General features: G+C 59.7%; 12 protein-coding genes. 4 read left to right on the top strand and 8 right to left on the bottom strand.

Annotated elements, in window-relative coordinates:
* Positions 1–101: 101 nt before the first annotated feature.
* From trpA to HMPREF3148_RS02580, 6 genes are read right to left on the bottom strand one after another with little or no spacing between them, the layout of a single operon-like run.
* Positions 102–926 (bottom strand): tryptophan synthase subunit alpha, encoded by an 825-nt coding sequence (gene trpA / locus HMPREF3148_RS02605; protein WP_049152019.1) that lies wholly within the window; start codon positions 924–926, stop codon positions 102–104.
* Positions 926–2,140 (bottom strand): tryptophan synthase subunit beta, encoded by a 1,215-nt coding sequence (gene trpB / locus HMPREF3148_RS02600; protein WP_049063676.1) that lies wholly within the window; start codon positions 2,138–2,140, stop codon positions 926–928. Before trpB ends, trpA begins: the two co-directional genes overlap by 1 nt.
* A gap of 30 nt (positions 2,141–2,170) precedes the next feature.
* Positions 2,171–3,550, bottom strand: a complete 1,380-nt coding sequence (gene trpCF, locus HMPREF3148_RS02595) for a bifunctional indole-3-glycerol-phosphate synthase TrpC/phosphoribosylanthranilate isomerase TrpF (RefSeq protein ID WP_049063674.1) — start codon at positions 3,548–3,550, stop codon at positions 2,171–2,173.
* On the bottom strand, positions 3,543–4,565 hold the full coding sequence (trpD, locus tag HMPREF3148_RS02590; RefSeq protein ID WP_049063672.1) for an anthranilate phosphoribosyltransferase: 1,023 nt from the start codon (positions 4,563–4,565) through the stop codon (positions 3,543–3,545). Before trpD ends, trpCF begins: the two co-directional genes overlap by 8 nt.
* The gene (locus tag HMPREF3148_RS02585; protein WP_034657296.1) at positions 4,566–5,216 is read right to left on the bottom strand and encodes an anthranilate synthase component II; all 651 of its coding nucleotides are present in this window, start codon (positions 5,214–5,216) and stop codon (positions 4,566–4,568) included.
* A complete protein-coding gene (locus tag HMPREF3148_RS02580) occupies positions 5,213–6,748 on the bottom strand; it encodes an anthranilate synthase component 1 (protein ID WP_049152021.1) in 1,536 nt (511 codons plus the stop codon). The genes HMPREF3148_RS02585 and HMPREF3148_RS02580 overlap by 4 nt, the downstream gene beginning before the upstream one ends.
* 295 nt (positions 6,749–7,043) lie before the next feature.
* On the opposite strand from HMPREF3148_RS02580, the gene HMPREF3148_RS02575 reads away from it, so the two are divergent.
* Positions 7,044–7,700 carry a hypothetical protein gene (locus HMPREF3148_RS02575; RefSeq protein WP_129721125.1) on the top strand — a complete coding sequence of 219 codons (657 nt, stop codon included), beginning with the start codon at positions 7,044–7,046 and terminating at the stop codon, positions 7,698–7,700.
* A gap of 69 nt (positions 7,701–7,769) precedes the next feature.
* On the opposite strand, the gene HMPREF3148_RS02570 is transcribed toward HMPREF3148_RS02575, so the two are convergent.
* Together HMPREF3148_RS02570 and HMPREF3148_RS02565 are read right to left on the bottom strand one after the other, a co-directional pair.
* Positions 7,770–9,620 carry an FAD-dependent monooxygenase gene (locus HMPREF3148_RS02570; protein ID WP_070508632.1) on the bottom strand — a complete coding sequence of 617 codons (1,851 nt, stop codon included), beginning with the start codon at positions 9,618–9,620 and terminating at the stop codon, positions 7,770–7,772.
* Positions 9,621–9,916: 296 nt separating this feature from the next.
* Positions 9,917–11,278 carry an MFS transporter gene (locus HMPREF3148_RS02565; protein ID WP_049152025.1) on the bottom strand — a complete coding sequence of 454 codons (1,362 nt, stop codon included), beginning with the start codon at positions 11,276–11,278 and terminating at the stop codon, positions 9,917–9,919.
* Between the two features lie 123 nt (positions 11,279–11,401).
* On the opposite strand from HMPREF3148_RS02565, the gene HMPREF3148_RS02560 reads away from it, so the two are divergent.
* Genes HMPREF3148_RS02560 through hpaE form a run of 3 tightly spaced genes read left to right on the top strand, consistent with a single transcriptional unit; the run spans position 11,402 to position 15,136 of the window.
* On the top strand, positions 11,402–12,871 hold the full coding sequence (locus tag HMPREF3148_RS02560) for a fumarylacetoacetate hydrolase family protein (protein ID WP_049063666.1): 1,470 nt from the start codon (positions 11,402–11,404) through the stop codon (positions 12,869–12,871).
* The gene (locus tag HMPREF3148_RS02555; RefSeq protein ID WP_070508631.1) at positions 12,868–13,608 is read left to right on the top strand and encodes a GntR family transcriptional regulator; all 741 of its coding nucleotides are present in this window, start codon (positions 12,868–12,870) and stop codon (positions 13,606–13,608) included. Before HMPREF3148_RS02560 ends, HMPREF3148_RS02555 begins: the two co-directional genes overlap by 4 nt.
* A gap of 13 nt (positions 13,609–13,621) precedes the next feature.
* Positions 13,622–15,136 (top strand): 5-carboxymethyl-2-hydroxymuconate semialdehyde dehydrogenase, encoded by a 1,515-nt coding sequence (hpaE, locus tag HMPREF3148_RS02550; RefSeq protein ID WP_034657298.1) that lies wholly within the window; start codon positions 13,622–13,624, stop codon positions 15,134–15,136.
* Positions 15,137–15,147: the final 11 nt, after the last annotated feature.

Here is a 15,147-nt window from a genome sequence, read left to right as displayed (position 1 = left end):
AACTAATCAATGCACCCTAAAACCGGAAGAGCCGAAAAAGTGGTCATGCCCCAAGCATGCCGCTGGGATATGACCACTTCTTCCTACCTGGGGAGGGTTTTCTACTTCTTGGTAGCCGCCTTCATTGATGCAACGAAGTCGGTGATTTCCTTCTTCAGCGCTTCGACATCGATGTCGGTGCCGGTTTCACGTGAAACATGCTTCTCGATGATCTTCGTAATTGCGGAGCCGGTGATGGCACCGGAAGCGCCAGCGGCGATTGCGTCAGCGACGTGCTGCGGCGTGGAGATGCCGAATCCCAGAAGGATTGGCGCGCCGCCGAAGCGCTTCACGTTAGCCACCGCCTCCTCTAGGCCGCGGGTTTCGGAGGCCTTTTCGGTACCGGTGACGCCGTCACGGGAGATGGCGTAAATGTAGCCCTTGGAATTCTTGGCAACGCCCGCGAGGGTCTTCTCGCTTGCCTGTGCCGGGGCGATGAAGATGGGCTCGATGTTGGCCTTGGCTGCAGCGGCGATGAATGGGGCGCCCTCACGCACGGGAACGTCGGGAAGCAGAATGCTGTCCGCGCCTGCATCGTGGAACTCCTGGTAGAAGTTCTCGATGTCGAGGGTGAAAGGAACGTTGCCGTAGATGAGCATGCCGATGGGCAGCTCAGGGAACTCGGCGCGGATCGTCTTGATCTGTTCAATCGCGGCGTCGACAGTAGCGTCGTTCTCCAGAGCGCGGATGTGGGAGGCCTGGATCGTGGGGCCGTCAGCTACCGGATCGGAGAAGGGAACGCCCAACTCGAGGGCGTCGGCGCCGCCGGCCACAGCCGCGCGGACGATCTCCAGGGCAACCTCCGGGGAGGGATCTCCGAGCATGATGAAGGGAACGAATGCGCCCTCGCCGGACAGGGCTTCAAAAAGGTTGTCGTAGCGGCTCATTAGTTCTCCTCCTGGAGGCGTAGTTCAGGGTGTTCTTCGAGAGTGTGGCGGACGTGGTCGATGTCCTTGTCACCGCGGCCGGAAAGGGAGACGAGGATGGTGATGTCCTCGTCCTTGCGCTTGAGCGCATAGGCCAGGGCGTGAGAAGACTCGAGGGCGGGGATGATTCCCTCTTTCTTGCTCAGCAGCTGGAAGGCCTCGAGAGCCTCGGCGTCGGTGATGCCGACGTACTTGGCACGGCCGGTCTTCGACAGGTGGGCGTGCTGCGGGCCGACGCCCGGGTAATCCAGGCCTGCGGAGATGGAGTAGGACTCCTCGATTTGGCCATCAGAATTGCGCATGAGGTAGGAACGCGCGCCGTGGAGAATGCCGACCGTGCCGTTGTTGATGGTGGCGCCATGCTTACCGGAATCGAGGCCTTCGCCACCGGGCTCCGCGCCGACAAGCTCGACTCCCTCGTCTTCAATGAAATCAGCGAACATGCCGATGGCGTTAGAGCCGCCGCCCACGCAGGCGACGACGAGGTCTGGCAGCTTGCCAGTCCGCTCGATCATCTGCGCCTTGGCCTCTTCGGAGATGACCTTGTGGAACTCGCGCACGATGGTCGGGAACGGGTGGGGGCCCGCTGCGGTACCGAGGAGGTAGTGAGACTCATGGAAGGTAGCGGTCCAGTCACGCAGTGCTTCGTTCACAGCGTCCTTGAGGGTGCCGGAGCCGGAGTCAACGGGTACAACCTTGGCGCCCATCAGCTCCATTCGATAGACATTGGGCTGCTGGCGCTCTACGTCCTTCGCGCCCATGTAAATGACACAATCAAGGTCAAGTAGCGCACACGCGAGGGCGGTGGCGGTGCCGTGCTGGCCCGCGCCGGTTTCCGCAATAATGCGGGTTTTGCCCATGCGCTTGGCCAGCAAAGCCTGACCGATAACTTGGTTGGTCTTGTGTGCGCCGCCGTGGACGAGGTCTTCGCGCTTGAGGAAGATGCGTGCCTTACCTCCCAGCTTGGTTGCCTCGGTCAGTGGGGTGGGACGTCCGAGGTAATCCTTCAGGTAGCCCGCGAGCTCCTTGCGGAATTCAGGATCGTTTTGCGCGTCCACGAATGCCTTTTCGAGCTGATCAAGCGCTGGAATTAGGGATTCCGGAACGAACTGTCCGCCGAATTCACCGAAGTAGGCCGGGAGCAGGGTTTCCCTGGTTTCTTGTGTATCAGTCATGGTGTTTCCTCTTAGGTTGGGAGGTGGATATTAGTACTGGTTGTGGTAGTTCCGGATGGTGCTGAACGCCCTGGCGATGAGGCCAGAATCCTTACCGCGTGGTGTCTCGAGACCAGAATTCAGATCTAATCCGATCGTACCTACGGCGAGGGCCTGCTCGAGGTTGGTGAGATTCAAACCTCCCGCCAACAGGGCGGGAATCCCAGCGGGGACTGTTGACCAGTCGAAGGTCTCCCCCGTACCGCCGGAACCGGTGTCGAGGACCAAGAGATCCGCGACGTCGGCAAGCGCTGCAACCAACTCTGGGGCGTGAGGTGCCGTCATATCGATGGCACGCCAGACGTGGTTGGAATGCTTGCTGGCCTCTTCGATGAGAGCACGCTCGGTCTCAACGCTCCCCTGGTATGGCGCGTGGAGCTGGATGGCGTGGATGCCGTCGAGAGCGAGTTCTTCAAAGTTGGAGGTGCGGCGGGAGACGGCAACGTAGAGCAGGTCCGGCTCATGGGCGATGATATTTTGCGCAGTTTCACGTGAAACATTACGCGGAGAGGCTTCCTCGAAAATGAGCCCGCCGTACACGGCGCCGGCGGCACGTGCTGCTTGAGCAGCGGTCCACGACGTTAGTCCGCAGACTTTATTGTCGCCGTAGACCAAGCGGCGGGCGGCGAGATCGATGTCGGGCTGACTTGTTAGTTGGGAGCCCACAAGGAAGGCGTTGGCGTGGCCGCCGATGCGACGCACCGTCTGGTTGTCGCGGATGCCAGATTCGGAGACCACGATCTTGCCCTCCGGAATGTACTCGGCGAGCTGCTCTGAGCGCGTCAGGTCGATGCTGAGATCGTGCAGATTGCGGTTGTTAATACCGATGATATCTACGCCAAAGGCAACCGCGCGGTCGACCTCTTCCTTGGTGATCGCCTCGGTGAGGACATCCAAGCCAAGCGAATCGGCCAGGGCCTTGAGTTCGGCGTAGGTCTCATCATCGACGATCGACATCATCAACAGGATGGCGTCGGCACCGTAGTAGCGCGCCGCATAGACCTGAATCGGATCGATGATGAAGTCCTTGCACAGAACCGGTAGGTGCGTCGACATTGCGACGGTCTGCAAGTGGTCATAGTCGCCGCCGAACCTGTCCGGCTCGCAGAGCACCGAGATGGCAGAGGCATAACGCGAATAGATGCGCGCAATGTTGCCCGGTTCGTAGTGCTCGCGGATAAGACCGAGCGAAGGCGAGGAGGACTTACACTCCATGATGAAGCGGTTGGTGCCCTTGAGAGCGTCGTAAAGCGAACGCTCCGATTTGGGCAGCGCCTGAAGGTCGACGTGTGCGATGCGCTCACGAATGTCAGGGATGTGCGTGCGGCGCTTGGCGACGATCCCTTCCAGCACCGTTGGCAGACTAGCCATAGTTGGCCTCCTCGTGGGTACGCAGCCATTGCGCCACCTGGCCGGAGTCGATGACTTCCTTGGCGTGCGCCACGCCTGCGGCGATGGACTCGGCCTTGCCGCAGAGGTAGAACATGGCGCCCGCGGTGGCCACGATGGCGTCGTAATGCGCAGGCTTGCCCTCCCCTGCGAAGACCTTGCGGATGAGCGCGGCGTTCTCGGCGCCATCGCCGCCCTCGAGCTCCGCGAGCTCGTGACGCGCGATACCGAGCTCCTCCGGGGTGATGTCATATTCCTTAATCTCGCCGTCGTTGAGTTCCCACACGTGAGTGGTTCCGTGGACAGCAATCTCGTCGGTGCCCGCGCCATGGACCACGAGCGCGCGGGTGCGGCCGAGCTCCTTGAATACCTCAGCGATGAGTTGGCCCTGCGTCGGATTCGCGATGCCCATGATCTGGAATTCCGGGCGGCCCGGAGAAAGCAGTGGGCCGAGGGTGTTAAAGATGGTGGGGATGCCTAGCGCCTTGCGCACTGGTTGCACGTGGGCCACCGCAGGGTTGTAGGCGGGTGCGAATAAGAAGGTGAAGTTCGAGGCCTCGAATTGCTTCACGGCGCGCTGTGGATTGAGGTCGAGCGGAATGTTCATGGCTTCGAGTACGTCCGCGGAACCCGATTTGGAGGAGACTGAACGGTTGCCGTGCTTGATCATCTTCACGCCGTCGGACGCAGCGACTAGCGACGCCGCCGTGGTGATGTTGATGGTATTCGCGCCGTCGCCGCCCGTTCCGGCGGTGTCCATGAGGCCCTCCCCCGTCACCGGGAAGGGGCGGCCAGCGGTGAGAAAGGCATGGGCTGCGCCGGCGACGTCGGCGAAGGTCTCGCCACGGGTGCGGATATGGGTGAGAAGCGCTGCGACGTGGATGTCGTCATATTCGCCGATGGTTAACGGGGTGAAGACCTCGATGGCCTGCTCCACCGTGGGTTCGGTGATATCCAGGTAACCCTGGAGGGCCTTGAGTGCATTCTTATTTTCCATTTACTTGGTCTCTCCTTTAATTGATTTCAGCGATAAATTCTCGATGCAACGTTCCAACATGATTGGACCCTTCGGGCTCAACACGGACTCCGGGTGGAACTGCACGCCGAATGCCATTCCATCGTTAGTCTCGGCCGCCATCACTACGTCACCGATCTGCGTCTCCGTGGTCGCCAAGGCCCGCATTCCGGCGGGAATCTGCGTGCAACCCAAGGAGTGGTAGCGGGCCACTGGAACCTGCGTGCCCACATAGTTCGGGTTGTCTGGCTCGGAGTCCACGGTAAGGCCGGTGAAGATCGGGTGCTGGGCGCCTTCTTCGGTTAGCGTCATCGCCACCGACTTGCCGTGTACCGGGCCGCAAGGCTCGACGGTTCCGCCGTGGTGATCCAGCAGCGCCTGAAAGCCGAGGCAGATGCCGAAAAGCGGGATCTCGCCGAGCGCGTAGTCGATGAGCTCCATCATGCAGCCGGCATCGCGCGGGTGGCCGGGGCCTGGAGACAGGCAGATGATGTCCGGCTGTGCGGCTAGAATCTCCTCGACGGAGACGGTGTTGCGGAAGATGGTGGTCTTGTAGCCAGCGAGTGCGTCCACGAGGTTGTAGACAAAGGAGTCGTGGTTATCAATGAGCACTACGTGCGGGGAATGGGTCATCGGACAACCTCCAATTGGGCGTTGTGCGCCAGAGCGATGGCGTGCAAGACTGCGTAGGCCTTGTGCAGGGTTTCATCTGCTTCAGCTTGGGGGACGGAATCACGGACTACGCCGGCCCCTGCCTGGACCACGGCTTGGCCGTTCTTCACGTAGGCGGAGCGGATGACGATGCAGTTATCCATAGAGCCGTCGCCCTTGAGGTAACCCACTGCCCCGCCGTAGGAGCCGCGCCGGGTTCCCTCGGTTACGCGTACGAGTTCCATCGCGCGAAGCTTCGGTGCGCCGGTGAGTGTTCCCATGTTCATGCAGGCGCGGTATGCGTCGAGGGCATCGTAATCTTCGTGAAGAGTGGCGGTTACACGTGAAACCAAGTGCATGACGCGCGAATAACGGTCCACCTGGAGTAGCTCCGCGACCTTGCGGGTCTGCGGTACGGCCACGCGGGCAAGGTCGTTGCGGGCGAGGTCCACAAGCATGGTGTGCTCGGCGACTTCCTTGTTGTTGGTACGCATCTCGAGTTCGTTGCGGATGTCGAGCTCATGGTTGATGCTGCCGTCTGGGTTGAGCCCGCGCGGGCGCGTACCGGCGATGGGATAAAGCTGTACCTCGCGGGTGGAGGCATTAAACTTCAGGTTCGACTCCGGGGAGGCACCGAAGAGTTCGTAGTCCGCGCCGCGCACGTAGAACATGTACGGCGAGGGGTTGGTCTCGCGGAGCTGACGGTAGGCGGCGAATGCATCGGGGCAATCGAGCGAAAATGCGCGCGCGGGCACCACCTGGTAGATGTCCCCCGCAGTCACGTTATTTTGTAACTGTGACACAATGGCGCGGAACTCGGAGTCGGGCATCGAAGCTTTCGCGATGAGTCGATAGCGGCTTGGAGTGGGCTCCAGTTCTTGTGCCTCGATGGATGCGAGCTCTGCCAAGCTTGACGACGCCGCTTCCTCGCTCAGATCGACCGCATGCAACGCGGCGGTCTCCGTGGCGTGGTCGATGGTCAGTAGCGTCTGCGCGACGACGAACTCATAATCCGGATAATCGTTCGGCCCCTCCCCTACGGCGGGCAGTTTCTCGAAGCTCTCGAGATAGTCATAAGCAAAGCCGCCGCCGACGAATGGAAGTGCTCCATCCGGAGTGGAGTAACCAGCGTCTAATTGAAGGGCTCGGAGAACAGCGGCCGTCGATACATCGCGGAGGCGCTCGCGCTCGTCGCTCTTGGAGGAAAGACTAAATACAAAATCTTCGCCATCAAAGTACTCGCCGAGCTGATCCTTGAGTCGCGCCATCATTGTCTCGCCGACTTCAGTTAGTGGCGTGGCTGTGACGCGCTGGCCCCGGCAGGTGACTTTCAGCGCGGCCTGGAGAACGGCGATGCAGTTGAGGTTCTTCTTGGACTCGATGTCGGCGGCCTCAAGGAGGAGGCTATCCTTCGACTGCGCGAGCCGGTGGAAAAGCAGCGACGCATCCTGCTCATAAGGTATCGCTTGGGAGGCGGTGTGGAAGACCGTTCCGGCGGTAGGGGTTGGTGGCATTAGTGGTGCCCTTTCGCGGCTAAATGTTGTCTATGGCTTCTTGAGTTTTGAAGCTTTAGATTCGCGCCGCGTGCGCCGTGGTGGCTATAAAACCACGAAAGGCCCGCATAGCGCGAGCCTAAATCTTCTGGTTTCGAGTGAACTGGCCCGCAGTTACGCGCGCCACCACCAGTTCTGGGATGTGTTGGTCAGAAGTTGCATGAAACACACCATAGCATGAGTGTGTGCTATGTGTGTGGTTTCGCGCACATTTTATGCACAGGCAAAATGAGTGCTCCTATGTATGATTGTGACCATGGACACGCTTGAAGCCAAACTCGCACCACTTCAGGAACAGTACTCGGAACAACTAACCAAGCGCCGTGAGGAAGCGGCGGAGACCTTCAGGCGTTTCATGGAAGTTCACGGCGACGATGAGAAGCTGAAGCAGCACAAGACATGGCAAGCGCCATATGTCGACGCTTTCGCCCGTGAGGTCGCTCCGAAGCTCAGCGTCGATGAGGTTGAACTCGTGCTCGGCCAATCGCTGGTGGAATACCACGGCAGCGATTGGCTCGTGGTTGGCGAGAACGATGGCGAGCCAGTCTTCGGCATCTTCGATCTGGCCCGCCGTAGCGCTGCCCTTCCCCGCACCTACGCCCGCGAAGTCGTGGAAGGTAATTCTCTCAAGTTCTTCGGCCTCCACTGGGTCCAGGTCTGGGACTTTGAGCCGGATGCTCCGGAGTATTCTCCGGGCAAGTCCATAGCGGTGATGGAACAAATCATATTGAGTGCCGCTTTCTATCGCGCGCTGGAGCATCAAGAAGAATCTTCCCAAGAGGTTCTAACTCACGTTCTTGGGGAACTCGATGCTTCCGATCTTCGCGATAGGGTTGCGGAGCTAAACCGCCAGCCGCTCGAGGAACGCTTGGAAGAGCTCTTGGCTACGCACTCATATTGTCTTCAAACTTAAGCCCCGCGCTGTGTTTCACGTGAAACACTACGCGGGGCCTTGTTTGTGGCTGTTATTTAGAGCCGTTGCTTACTTGGTTGGCAACAGTGCGTTGTCGAAGTACGCCTCGACACCGGCGGCGTCGTCAAGCGGCAGAACTGCGCCCACGTACTGGTCCGGGCGGACGATGACGACCGCACCCTTGCGGGAGATGCCGCGGGCCTCGAAGATGTCCTCCTCTGGGGAAAGCGCGTTGAAGACGTTCTCCCAGTTTGGGACGCTGAACTTGCCGTTCAAGGGGCGGAACAGACGAGGAGCGTCGAGAATCTCGTAGTCGTGGTGGTTGGTCTGCTGGTAGATGGCCTTGATATCAAAGTAGGTGTTCTCATCAGCGCCTTCCGGGTTGAACTTAGCGATGATCTCTTGCATCTGCTCGGCCCAGGCGGTGAGCTTGGATTCCGCGCCGGCCTTCGGGGCGTCGGCAAAAGCGTAGATGCGGTAGCGTCCGTCGGCGAAGTGCTGGTGGCCGAGGTGAAGCTTGAAGGCGTCGCAACGGCGGAGCACTTCGAAGGACTTGAAGCGCTTGCCCACTGGGAAGCCAGTAGCCAGATCCTGGTGCTGGGTGTCACCGACGATGATGTTCTCTTCGTACTGCGTCATCATGCCGGCAGCGAACTCTTCGGCAGCAACGTAGTACTTCTCTACTGCCTCCGGATCATCGAGCTCCTCGGTTGGGGTGGCCATAAGGGTGGACCACTCGCGGTCGAAGTTGATGAGGTTCTGGGCGGCCGGCTGGCGCTCACCGTGGTAGGTGCACAGCAGCTCCTCTGGCGCGCGGCCATCGAGGACGTGGCCGAGCTTCCAGCCAATGTTGAAGCCGTCCTGCATGGAGACGTTCATGCCCTGGCCAGCCTTGGCGGAGTGGGTGTGGCAAGCGTCGCCGGTGAGGAAGACGCGTGGGGTGTCGTTATTGTCGTCGAAAGCGTCGACCAAGCGGTGTCCTACCTCGTAAACGGAGTGCCACGCCACCATCTTCACGTCGATGAAGTACGGCGAGTAGATTTCGTTGGCCTTCTCAATGATCTTCTCGATTGGGGTCTCGCGAACCTTGCCGTTGTCGCCCTCTGGAACAACGCCGAGGTCGACGTAGACGCGGCAGAGGTAGCCGCCCTCACGCGGGATGTGAAGAATGGAGCCAGCCTTGGAGTGGATTGCACACTTGGTGCGCCAGTCAGGGAAGTCGGTGTCGACGACCACGTCCATAACGCCCCATGCGTGATTGGCCTGGTCACCCTTCAGGGAGCGGCTGATGGACTTGCGGACGCGGGACTTTGCGCCGTCACAGCCGATGACGTATTTGGCGTGGACAGTACGTGGGTTGCCGTTCTCATCCTCCAAGTGGGCGGCGACGGGGTACTCCCCCTCCCTGACCTCAAGCTCGATGAACTTCCAGCCGTAGTCCGGCTTGATGCGCGCCGGGGCACGGTGTGCGAAGCGGGCGAAGTAGTCGAGGACGCGTGCCTGGTTCACGATGAGGTGCGGAAACTCGGAGATGCCAAACTCATCATCGATTGGGCGAGCACCGCGCTTGATGTGCTCGTGGTTTTCGGGATCCGGATTCCAGAAGGACATCTCGGTGATTTCGTAAGCCTCTTCGGTGATTTCCTTAGCAAAGCCGAATGCCTGGAAGGTCTCCACGGAGCGGGACTGGATGCCGTCTGCCTGGCCCAAGATGAGGCGGTGTGGACGACGTTCGATAATGCGGGTGTTGACGTTGGGGAACATCGCCAACTGTGCAGCTGCGATCATGCCTGCCGGGCCGGAGCCGACGATGAGGACGTCCATGGTGTCTGGGAGCTCAGATGGACGATCTACGCCGTATCCTGCTGGTTCAAGGACGCGTGGGTCTTGGGAAACATAACCGTTGTGGTGGAACTGCACTGTGGTCTCCTTACTAACCGAGATGAGGAGGGGGTGGGAGGAACCCCCGCGGTGTGTGAGGTTTTGGTGGGACTGATGGTGACCCACTTCAATGAGTCATATATGTGTGATCCAAGTCCTATGTGCCGAATCATATATGATGGCACGAAATTGCACAATCACTCTTAAGAGTTTTCTGGGTTTGTGCGTGTGCGCTTTGAGGGGTGCAAAAATCCCGCCAGTTTCTCCCACTTTGCCGGGTAGGAGAAACTGGCGACTAAGTCTGTGAGTGGCTGCTAGGTGGCTACCGGTTGCGGCTACTTGGTGAAGATGAAGTGGCCACGGGCTTGCTCTGCTTCGTGCTCTGGGCCGAGTGGAATACCCTTGCGTTCACGCAGGATAAACATGCATACCAGGCCAACGATGGAGGCGGTGACGAGGTATCCGGACACGGCAAAGGTCGTGCCGGTGGCTTCCACCAGGGAGGCGGCAATCATCGGGGCGAAGGCGCCACCCAGAACCGAGCCGATAGCGTAGGTGATGGAAACGCCGGTTGCGCGGATGGAAGCTGGGAAGAGCTCGGCGTACATAGCGGACTGTGCACCGTAGGTAAGGCCAAGGCCCAAGGATAGGGAAATGAGGGCGACGTACAGCATCTTCAGATCGCCGGTGTTGACCAGCGGGAAGAGGGCAGCGGCACCAATGGCCTGCAGGACGAAGCCGATGAGGTAGGTGTTGCGCCGGCCAATCAAGTCGGAGATGTAGCCGGCAAACAGGGTGAAGATTGCCCAAGTGAAGGCGGAAAGCGTAACGGCGTTGAGGACATCACCGCGTGCCAGTGCCACTGGGCCTTCAGGGTCAGAGGCGTACTTCTGGATGTAGCCGCCGGTGGTCATGTAACCCACGGTGCCGTTGCCGGCGAAGATAAGCGCTGCGGTAAGAACCAGCGGGAAGAATTTCTTGAACAGCACCGTGAATGGGTGTGCAGACTCTTCTTCCTGGCGCTCCGCGATCTCCTCGAAGACTGGGGACTCCTCGACGCCCATGCGAATGAGGTAGCCAACGATGACCAGAACGAAGGAGAGCAGGAACGGTACGCGCCAACCCCACTGCATGAAGGCGTCGCCAGGCGCAATGCTATTCATGATGGACAGCACGCCGGAGGAAAGCAGCAGACCTGCGGGGACGCCGACCTGTGGGCCGGCGCCGTAGAGGCCGCGCTTGTTAACTGGGGCGTGCTCTACAGCCATCAGCACGGCGGAACCCCACTCGCCACCAGCGGAAATACCCTGGATGATGCGCAGGAAGATAAGCAGGATTGGGGCCCAAACACCCGCTGAGTCGTAGGTGGGCAGCACGCCGATGAGTGTGGTGGCGCCACCCATTGCAAAGAGGGTAGCCATGAGGACAACGCGGCGGCCGAGGCGGTCAGCGAAGTGTCCAGCCAGAAATGCGCCGACCGGGCGGAACAGGAATGACAAGCCAACGGTCAGGAAGGAGATGATGGTGGCGAGACCACCCTCCAGCGGGCCGAACATGAGCTTGTTAAATACGAGGCCGGCAACTGCGGCGTAGAGGAAGTAGTCGTACCACTCGATGGCGGTACCGATGGTGGTCGCAGCGACAACACGGCGACGTTCGCTCGTCGTGATTGTCGGGGCGGCGGTTGCGTGCGACATGTTTTTCCTTTCAATATGTGGCTTGCCATATACGTTCCAAGCTTTGTGAATTAAACCACTTGCGGCGATTGTAGGGATAATATACGATTTGGGCAAGCATTTGAGAGAAAAGAAGGATTTTTCATGGCTGTACCCCAATTTCTGCCTGAGAAACCGGGCAAGATGATTGCTGTGCATGTGGCTTTCGAGTCTCGTGCCGCACAACGAGGCCGCTGGCCTAAGACCCCGAGCTACTTCCTCAAGGCGACGAGCACGCTTGCCGAGTCCGGCGGCGTCGTCGAGCGCCCCGCGGGCACTGAGCTGCTTGCTTTCGAGGGCGAGATTGCGCTCATCATCGGAAAAGCGGCCCGCAACGTCTCTCTCGCGGAGGCTTGGGATTACGTTGCGTATGTGACTGCCTCCAATGACCTGGGCATCTACGACTATCGCGCGCAGGACAAGGGCTCCAACACTCGCTCCAAGTCCCGCGATGGTTACACCCCGATTGGGCCGAAGCTTATCGACGCCCAGACGATCGACCCCAAGGGCCTGCGTCTGCGCACTTGGGTCAATGGCGAAGTTGTGCAGGAAGGCACCTCCTCTGATGCGGACCTCATTTTCCCTCTCGCCCAGTTTGTGGCAGATCTTTCCCAGCACATGACTCTGGAGCCTGGAGATATCATTTTGACTGGTACGCCGGCCGGCTCCACCGTCATCGAGCCAGGCGACGTCGTCGAGGTCGAGGTTGACGTGCCGGGCGGTGTCACCTCTGGACGTTTGAAGAGCACCGTCGTGGAAATCCCGGCTAACTTCGACCCAGCCCTGGGCAACCTGCCGAAAGTCGATGACAAGCAGCGCGAGGACGCATACGGTGACCGCGAGTCTGCAGGCCTGCCACCACTTCCCTCCTCTGAGCTCTCCGCAGAGCTGAAGGAGAAACTCGAGGAAGCGCCGACCGCCGGTCTTTCCGCACAGCTGCGAGGCCGTGGCATCAATCAGTGCGTCATCGAAGGCGTTTACCCACAGACCAAGGGAACCAAGATGGTTGGCGTGGCTCGCACCCTGCGCTTCGTAGCTGGGCGCGAGGACCTCTTTAAGTCCCACGGCGGTGGCCTAAACGAGCAGAAGAAGGTCTTCGACACCGTCAAGGAGGGTGAAGTCATCGTCATCGAAGCTCGCCAGGAGCCGGGTTCCGGCACCTTGGGGGACATCCTCGCGCTTCGTGCTAAGACCCGCGGCGCAGCCGGTGTGGTAACCGACGGCGGCGTTCGAGACTATGAAGCGGTTCGCGAAATCGGGCTCCCTGTCTTCACTCAGGGTGCGCATCCTTGCGTACTCGGCCGTAAGCACGTTCCGTGGGATAGCGACATCGCTGTCTCTTGCGGAAACGCCACCGTGGTTCCGGGCGACATCATCGTTGGTGATGACGACGGTGTCATCGTCATTCCGCGTGACCTGGCCGAAGAGGTAGCAGACGCTGCTTTGGCCAAGGAGCATGAGGACGAGTGGGTTGCTGAGCAAGTAAAGGCAGGCGCCAGCCTCGACGGAATGTTCCCGCCAACGGGGGCCAATAAAGAGGCTTATCTTGAGTTCAAGAATGGTGGTGGTCAGTGACTTCAGCAAAGGATCAGACCCAGAAATCTGAACAATCCGCGCCTGAGAGTAAGTCTCAGCAAGCCTATAACTGGATAAGCCGCCAGATTCGCACTCGTGAGTATGAGCCGGGGCATCGGTTGGTGCTCTCAACAATTGCAGGAGAACTCAACGTCAGCGTCGTTCCAGTGCGCGAAGCCATCCGGCAACTCGAAGCCGAGGGCCTAGTCACCTACGAACGCAATGTTGGCGCCAGGGTTACCACGCACAACCGCGAGGCCTATTACGAGTCGATGGATATCGTGGCCACTCTGGAGGCACGGGCCACCGCCCAATCGGCAGCGTTTCTCACCGCTGAGGATTTTGCTAAGGCGCGAGCAATCAATCAGAAGATGCGTGAACTCGATGTGCATCACGACCCAGACGAGTTCACGAAGCTCAACAAAGAATTTCATAGTGTGCTTTTCGCCAAGTGCCCAAACGAAAGGCTCGTGAACTTGGTTTATGAGCAATGGGACCAACTTGAATACCACCGAGTCTCCACCTTCCGCTACGTACCGGAGCGGGCCCTGGAATCGGTGGCAGAACACGAAAAGCTGCTCGCTCTCATCGAGATCGGCGCGGAAGAAGCTTATGTGGAAAAGGTTGCGCGCGAACATCGCTTGCAGACTTCCCGCCGATACCGCGAGAAAAATAGCCAGGCAGAAAGCCCGGCAGACAGCAATGCAAAAGCAGAAATTACAGACACCGCAGTTTAAGGAGAATGCCGCAATGAGCATCAATAATGACGCCGCCAAGCCAGCCGACCTTCCAGAGAAGATCCTCCACTACATCGATGGTGAGTTCGTTGCCTCTATTGATGGCGACGAGTTCGACGTACTCGATCCGGTAACCAACCAGAACTACATTAAGGCTGCTTCCGGTAAGCCAGCTGACATCGACAAAGCGGTTGCTGCCGCCAAGGCTGCCTTTGAGCGCGGCGAGTGGTCCAAGGCCCTGCCACGTGAGCGCGCACGCGTGCTCAACAAGATTGCTGACATTGTTGAGACCCGCGCTGACAAGCTCGCTGCATGGGAGTCCTTCGACTCCGGTCTGCCGATTACCCAGGCTAACGGCCAGGCAAAGCGCGCGGCGGAGAACTTCCGCTTCTTCGCTGACCTCATCGTTGCGCAGGCTGACGACGCCTACAAGGTTCCAGGCCGCCAGATCAACTACGTCAACCGCAAGCCAATCGGCGTCGCAGGTCTTATCACCCCGTGGAACACTCCGTTCATGCTCGAGTCTTGGAAGCTCGCTCCGGCAATTGCAACTGGCAACTCCGTTGTTCTGAAGCCGGCTGAGTTCACCCCGCTGTCTGCGCAGCTGTGGGCTGGAATCTTCGAGGAAGCTGGCCTCCCGAAGGGCGTCTTCAACTTGGTCAACGGCTTCGGTGAAGAGGGCTACGCGGGCGACCCACTGGTCAAGCACCCAGACGTCCCGCTCATCTCCTTTACCGGTGAGTCCCGCACCGGCCAGATCATCTTCGGCAACGCTGCACCGCACCTCAAGGGCCTGTCCATGGAGCTCGGCGGCAAGTCCCCAGCCATCGTCTTCTCCGACGCTGACCTGGACACCGCTATCGACGCCTGCATCTTCGGCGTGTTTTCCCTGAACGGCGAGCGTTGCACCGCCGGCTCCCGCATCCTGGTTCAGCGCGACATTTACGATGAGTTCGTTGAGCGCTACACCGCCGTCGCCAAGCGTGTGAAGGTGGGCCTGCCTTCTGACCCGAAGACCGAGGTTGGCGCCCTGGTTCACCCAGAGCACTACGAGAAGGTCACCTCCTACATCGAGATCGGCAAGCAGGAAGCCAAGCTGGCAGCCGGCGGCGAACGCCCAGAGGGCTTCCCAGAGGGCAACTTCGTGCAGCCGACCGTCTTCGTGGACGTCGATCCTTCCGCCCGCATCTTCCAGGAAGAAATCTTCGGCCCGGTCGTTGCCATCACCCCGTTCGACACCGACGAGGAAGCGCTCGAGCTGGCCAACAACACCAAGTACGGCCTGGCTGCTTACGTGTGGACCTCCGACCTCAAGCGTGCGCATAACTTCGCACAGAACGTCGAGGCTGGCATGGTTTGGCTGAACTCCAACAACGTGCGCGACCTACGTACCCCATTTGGAGGAGTTAAGGCCTCCGGCCTGGGCCATGAGGGTGGCTACCGTTCCATCGACTTCTACACCGACCAGCAGGCAGTCCACATCAACCTCGACAAAGTCCACAACCCGGTCTTCGGCAAGCAGGACTAATCCATCTCTCT

The organism is Corynebacterium sp. HMSC05D08 (genome assembly GCF_001807215.1).
Classification (GTDB): domain Bacteria; phylum Actinomycetota; class Actinomycetes; order Mycobacteriales; family Mycobacteriaceae; genus Corynebacterium; species Corynebacterium striatum.
Note: the sequence above shows the minus strand (reverse complement) of the source record. Positions and strands in the feature narration are given on the sequence as shown.

What these genes read in the sequence shown, in the direction of transcription:
- trpA (WP_049152019.1), bottom strand. Translation starts at nt 926, where the DNA reads ATGAGCCGCTACGACAACCTTTTTGAAGCCCTGTCCGGCGAGGGCGCA.
- trpB (WP_049063676.1), bottom strand. Translation starts at nt 2,140, where the DNA reads ATGACTGATACACAAGAAACCAGGGAAACCCTGCTCCCGGCCTACTTC.
- trpCF (WP_049063674.1), bottom strand. Translation starts at nt 3,550, where the DNA reads ATGGCTAGTCTGCCAACGGTGCTGGAAGGGATCGTCGCCAAGCGCCGC.
- trpD (WP_049063672.1), bottom strand. Translation starts at nt 4,565, where the DNA reads ATGGAAAATAAGAATGCACTCAAGGCCCTCCAGGGTTACCTGGATATC.
- HMPREF3148_RS02585 (WP_034657296.1), bottom strand. Translation starts at nt 5,216, where the DNA reads ATGACCCATTCCCCGCACGTAGTGCTCATTGATAACCACGACTCCTTT.
- HMPREF3148_RS02580 (WP_049152021.1), bottom strand. Translation starts at nt 6,748, where the DNA reads ATGCCACCAACCCCTACCGCCGGAACGGTCTTCCACACCGCCTCCCAA.
- HMPREF3148_RS02575 (WP_129721125.1), top strand. Translation starts at nt 7,044, where the DNA reads ATGGACACGCTTGAAGCCAAACTCGCACCACTTCAGGAACAGTACTCG.
- HMPREF3148_RS02565 (WP_049152025.1), bottom strand. Translation starts at nt 11,278, where the DNA reads ATGTCGCACGCAACCGCCGCCCCGACAATCACGACGAGCGAACGTCGC.
- HMPREF3148_RS02560 (WP_049063666.1), top strand. Translation starts at nt 11,402, where the DNA reads ATGGCTGTACCCCAATTTCTGCCTGAGAAACCGGGCAAGATGATTGCT.
- hpaE (WP_034657298.1), top strand. Translation starts at nt 13,622, where the DNA reads ATGAGCATCAATAATGACGCCGCCAAGCCAGCCGACCTTCCAGAGAAG.